Here is a 1,830-nt window from a genome sequence, read left to right as displayed (position 1 = left end):
CTGGGCAAGCTGACACATTCGAGCGAAAAATAGAAATTTGTAAGCGCTCTTACGACATTCTTGTTGGCTTAGGTATGCCACCAGCCGACATCATCTTCGACCCAAATATCTTTGCCGTCGCGACAGGTATCGAAGAGCATAACAACTATGCCGTTGATTTCATCGAAGCAACACGCTGGATCAAAGAAAATCTGCCTCACGCCAATATTTCTGGTGGTGTGAGTAACGTATCGTTCTCATTCCGAGGAAACGATGCAGTGCGCGAAGCCATCCACTCTGTTTTCTTATTCCACGCAATCAAAGCTGGAATGAATATGGGCATCGTAAACCCGGGACAATTAGTGATTTACGATGAAATCGACCCTGAACTAAAAGAACGCGTTGAAGATGTCGTACTAAATACTCGTAACGACGCAACGGATCGCTTGCTTGAAATCGCCGATAAGTTCCGCGGTGCAGTCGGCGAAACAAAAGCCGAGAACCTCGAATGGCGAGAACTCCCCGTTAATAAACGACTCGAGCATGCCTTGGTAAAAGGTATTACCACTTATATCGTTGAAGATACTGAGCAAGCACGGATAGAAGCGGATCGCCCGATTGAAGTCATTGAAGGCCCATTAATGGATGGCATGAATGTCGTTGGTGATTTATTCGGCGCGGGCAAAATGTTCCTTCCACAGGTGGTAAAGAGCGCACGCGTAATGAAGCAAGCTGTTGCACATCTTGTTCCTTTTATTGAAGAAGAAAAAGGCGAAGGCCAGAAGAGCAAGGGCAAAATTTTGATGGCGACCGCTAAAGGTGACGTACACGATATTGGCAAAAATATCGTGGGTGTTGTACTTCAGTGTAACAACTATGAAGTCATTGATCTTGGTGTCATGGTTCCTGCCGATAAAATCATCGCAGCAGCGAAAGAACATAACGTTGATGTGATTGGTGTATCCGGCCTCATCACTCCATCGCTTGACGAGATGGTTCACGTCGCTAAAGAAATGCAGCGCGAAGGCTTAGACGTACCATTAATGATTGGCGGTGCAACAACATCTAAAGCGCACACAGCCGTTAAAATTGAACCGGCATACGACAACAATGCCGTTATCTACGTAACGGATGCTTCCCGCTCAGTAAGCGTTGCGACTTCACTACTTAGCGAAGGCCAACGTGATGAGTTTGTTGCAAACATTCGAGACGAATATGAGAAAGTGCGCGTCCGCCGTGCCAACCGAGTTAGCCAGAAATCAATGCTTAGCTATGACAAAGCATGCGACAACAAAGTTTCTTTAAACTGGGACAGTTATCAAGCACCGAAGCCTGCATTTACCGGCACAAGAGTATTTGAAAACATCGACCTCAAAGAACTCGTCGATTACATTGATTGGACACCGTTTTTCATATCTTGGGACTTAGTAGGCAAGTTTCCAAAAATCCTAAAAGACGAGGTTGTTGGTGAAGCGGCTACGAGTCTTTATAACGATGCACAAGCCATGCTAACTGAAATGCTCGAAGACAAACGTATCAGAGCAAGTGGCGTGATTGGTTTCTGGCCTGCCGCGACTGAAGATGATGATACTGTCGTGGTTTACAAAGATGAAAGCCGAACGGAAGAACTCGCGCGCTTACATCACCTTCGCCAGCAGGTAGAGAAAACAGTCGAAGGCCAGCTTAGCCCTACGATGTCCCTCGCTGACTTTATCGCACCAAGCGATTCAGGCATTGAAGATTATATAGGAGGATTTGCAGTTACCGCGGGTCTTGGCGTTGAAGAGATTGCAAATGAATTCGAAGCTGCGGCTGATGACTACAACGCGATTATGATCAAGGCGCTAGCTG

Annotated in this window: 1 protein-coding gene; it reads left to right on the top strand. The window is 46.5% G+C overall.

Going from position 1 to position 1,830, the window contains the following annotated elements; translation table 11 throughout:
• Positions 1 to 1,830 (top strand): vitamin B12 dependent-methionine synthase activation domain-containing protein (locus tag A3762_RS17435; protein ID WP_197469347.1); only part of this gene is annotated, 1,830 nt, incomplete at both ends.

Source organism: Oleiphilus sp. HI0125 (genome assembly GCF_001635355.1).
Note: the sequence above shows the minus strand (reverse complement) of the source record. Positions and strands in the feature narration are given on the sequence as shown.